2 protein-coding genes are annotated in these 1,083 nt (G+C 72.5%); both read left to right on the top strand.

The window, feature by feature from the left end:
• Positions 1–411 (top strand): HAD-IA family hydrolase (locus AC1D01_RS36005; protein WP_477874504.1); only part of this gene is annotated, 411 nt, incomplete at its 5' end.
• Positions 411–1,083: ribulose-phosphate 3-epimerase (rpe, locus tag AC1D01_RS36000; RefSeq protein WP_477874502.1), on the top strand; the 673-nt coding region annotated here is incomplete at its 3' end. The genes AC1D01_RS36005 and rpe, both read left to right, overlap by 1 nt.

The following is a 1,083-nucleotide window of genomic DNA, read 5'->3' as shown; positions in this document are numbered from 1 at the left end:
GGCTTGCACCTGGCGATCGCGAGCACCACCACCGCCGCCAACATCAACGCGCTGCTCAACGCCACGCTGGGGCCGCGCGGGCTCGACCTGTTCGCGGTGATCGCCTGCGGCGACCAGGTGCGCGCAAAGAAGCCGGCCCCCGACATCTACCGGCTCGCGCTCGACACGCTGGGCCTGCCGCCGGAGCAGGCGCTGGCCATCGAGGATTCGGCGCACGGGCTGCGTGCCGCCACGGCCGCCGGCCTGTGGACGCTGGTGACGCCGACCTTCTGGACCCAGGACGGCGACTTCCGCGGCGCCGGCCTGGTGCTGCCCAGCCTGGCCGGCCTCGGCCTCGACGCGCTGATCCGCACCGCGCGCCCGGCCCGCGCCGCGTCGCCGGTGCAGGCGCTGTACCAGGAGGCGCGTTGATGAACCCCGCCATCCGCATCGCGCCCAGCCTGTTGTCGGCCGATTTCGCGCGCCTGGGCGACGAGGTGCGCGCGGTCATCGCCGCCGGCGCCGACCTGATCCACGTCGACGTGATGGACAACCACTACGTGCCCAACCTGACGATCGGGCCGATGGTGTGCCAGGCGATTGCGCCGTACTGCCGGCGCGGCGACCGGCCGGTGCCGATCGACGTGCACCTGATGGTCAAGCCGGTCGATGCGCTGATCCCGATGTTCGCGCAGGCCGGCGCGTCCATCATCTCCTTCCATCCGCAGGCCAGCGAGCACGTCGACCGCACGGTGCAGCTGATCCGCTCGTTCGGCGTGAAGGCCGGCCTGGCGCTGAACCCGGCGACGCCGCTGAACGTGCTGGACCACCTGCTCGACCAGCTCGACCTGGTGCTGCTGATGAGCGTCAACCCGGGCTTCGGCGGCCAGGCCTTCATCGAGGGCGTGCTGCCGAAGATCGAGGCCGCGCGGCGCCGCATCGACGCGAGCGGGCGCGAGGTCTGGCTCGAGGTCGACGGCGGCATCAACGCGAACAACATCGGGCGCGTGGTGGCCGCCGGCGCCGACACGCTGGTGGCCGGCTCGGCGGTGTTCAGCGGCGGCGACTACCCGAAGGCGATCGCCGCGCTGTGCGTCAACGCGC

The organism is Rhizobacter sp. P3_B12 (genome assembly GCF_056402895.1).
The sequence above is the reverse complement of the archived record's forward strand: the minus strand, read 5'-3'. Positions and strand labels throughout refer to the sequence as shown.